General features: G+C 32.7%; 3 protein-coding genes. All 3 read right to left on the bottom strand.

What is annotated here, in order from left to right; all coding sequences use genetic code 11:
* Nucleotides 1–206: transposase (locus AX762_RS11510; protein WP_177244112.1), on the bottom strand; the 206-nt coding region annotated here is incomplete at its 3' end.
* 508 nt (nt 207–714) lie between these two features.
* Entirely contained in the window at nt 715–972 is a 258-nt protein-coding gene (locus AX762_RS11505) for a hypothetical protein (protein WP_071849249.1), read from the bottom strand.
* A gap of 75 nt (nt 973–1,047) precedes the next feature.
* Nucleotides 1,048–1,779, bottom strand: a complete 732-nt coding sequence (locus AX762_RS11500; protein WP_071849248.1) for a DNA alkylation repair protein — start codon at nt 1,777–1,779, stop codon at nt 1,048–1,050.
* Nucleotides 1,780–1,885: the final 106 nt, after the last annotated feature.

Raw genomic sequence — 1,885 nt, 5'->3', positions numbered from 1 at the left:
TGTTCGAGTATGTCTAAATTATCATGCGTATGATAAGCTCGATTATCCTTGATATGGAGCAGTCGGTCCGCTGTATCAGAAAAACCGAAGGTGTTCATTAGTTCTTTGACTAAAACGAGACCCGAGTTACTCGATATTTGACCCCCAGTGTGAGAAATGGTGATGTTTGAATTGAAATTAACTTGGTTTTTGTGTAAGCTAATCATTAAGAGAACTCCTTTCTTTTGGTTGGTTTAGACACTTTAACCATAGCAGAAAGGGGTTCTTTTTTCATCACTTAACAGGTGAAAACGGCGTAATTAATAGAAATTGCCGTTAAGCGGTTTTTACCAGATTCAAACAATAGTATGAATTATCCAGGTAATAGTATTATCAATATTATGTGCTCCCGTATTTAGTTCTATTGGTAGTGAAACACGGGCACTTGGTCAGTTGTTTTATAACCATATAAATTCTCAAAATAATCAAGCAAGTTATCAATGTTATTGACACATATTTCAGCATTTTCATCATCTTCCACAAAATAATAATATGACAAATATGTATGAATGGGTCCCGGCTCTTATTCCGAGCAAAACAAAAAAGTCCCCTTCGCCTTTTTGGCAGGGAACTTTTCTTGAAAATAGAAATGGTAAATGTAATCTTATTATAAATTTAGAAATAAAAAGCAAAGCACTATGTTTAAAAAGCACCTTTTATCAAGCCTGAAAAGTATTAATCGATACCAGTAATCGCACCACTTTTTGAATTTACTGTAACTTCTTGCATGACGTTTTCTTCGTCTATTATAAGAAAAGTATACTCCAACGTAATTTCTTCAATTTCAAACTCCGTTTCAATATCTGTCATGTCACCAGGAATTCTTTGTAGAGCGATTTCTTGAGATTGTTCTTTATTATAATTTATATTTGCGGTTGCAAAACCATATGCGCTAACCCCTATAATGATAATGATCCCAACTATAATTATCACTATGTTTCTTTTTTTATTGAATTTATTTCTTTATAGCCGCTTAGCAATATTCTTTCTTGTAACAAATTAGATTGCTTATAATCGCCTTTGTCCATGTTTTATAATCCATTTAGTAGCAGCTGTAAGTTCATCTTCTCTCCAAGAATTAATCATTTCATCTGCAAGTGATTGATTTTCCTTGTATAGATCATTTAAATTGTTTCCTACACTTTTTTGTATGAATTTTGAAGTATCATTCTTGAGGTTAGTTAGTATAGTTTTATATATATCAAAATAGTTGAGTGCTGCTACTGTCTTTGGCGCCCAAGGTAAATGAATTCTTATACCTTCACTCGCTAATCTTCTTACATGAACGTTTTGATCGGTACTCCATGCCAACATAGTTTTCATAGTTAATTCAGTATGTTGTATCAGCAGTGGTCTTATAGCATATTCACCCGTCTGTCTCTTTGTAAACTCTTTAATAAAAACATATGAAGCGATTGGGTCTTCGTTTGCATGTCGTTCAACAAAGCGACCTATCGGCCAAAGCCACCAACCCTCTGTAAACATACCTGTTTCTTTCTTGAGTTCGCTACCCCAAATGGATTTAAACAATTCCAGATAATCTTTGTACTCAATATTAAGTGCTAGTTCAAAAGCATTTACATACAAGTCTTGTCTTACAAGAAAGGTTTCAGTTCCAAGATTTGTATTTAAGTAGTCTAAAAAAATTTCTGCATCAAATTTACTATCTGAAGATTTAAGTTTGTTTGCAATATCAGTCGCATAACTTAAATCATAATAGCTTACTAATTTTTTGCCCACGATTACAATTGACCTCCTTTACCTTCTCTTATAAAAAAATTTAAACATATAAAAAACATTATTCAGCATATACATTACCTAAATTCCACGTCAAATCAAAAATTCC

Source organism: Alkalibacterium sp. 20 (assembly GCF_001885615.1).
Taxonomy (GTDB): domain Bacteria; phylum Bacillota; class Bacilli; order Lactobacillales; family Carnobacteriaceae_A; genus Alkalibacterium.
This window is presented reverse-complemented; position numbering and strand designations above follow the sequence as displayed.